Annotated in this window: 1 protein-coding gene; it reads left to right on the top strand. The window is 37.7% G+C overall.

The features are described 5' to 3' along the window. Positions 1-86 precede the first annotated feature (86 nt). Positions 87-321 (top strand): SAM-dependent methyltransferase (locus tag N2712_08085; protein ID MCX8029936.1); only part of this gene is annotated, 235 nt, incomplete at its 3' end.

Genomic DNA, 321 nt, shown 5'->3' with positions numbered 1-321 from the left:
CCAAACATCAGTAGGAGTTAGTTGAATTCTTGGTTTTCTAGGCTTGATAATACTGTTGGCATGGTACCGTTTCTTTTGGAGTATCTATGGGTGATAACAAATCTATGGAAGTGGTAAAGAAAACCTTGAAAGAACGAAAAAGTTTGGGAATGTTCTTCACACCTCTATGGCTTGTTGATTACATGACTAGCCTGATAGATATAAATGGGATGTCTTACGATAGGTTGAAAGTTCTTGAGCCTGCTTGTGGGACTTGTCAGTTTCTTAGGAGGGTTAGAGATAAATTTAAGTACTTAGATATGGATTGTGTTGGTGTTGAAG

The organism is Brevinematales bacterium (assembly GCA_026415355.1).
Classification (GTDB): Bacteria; Spirochaetota; Brevinematia; order DTOW01; family DTOW01; genus SKYB106.
Note: the sequence above shows the minus strand (reverse complement) of the source record. Positions and strands in the feature narration are given on the sequence as shown.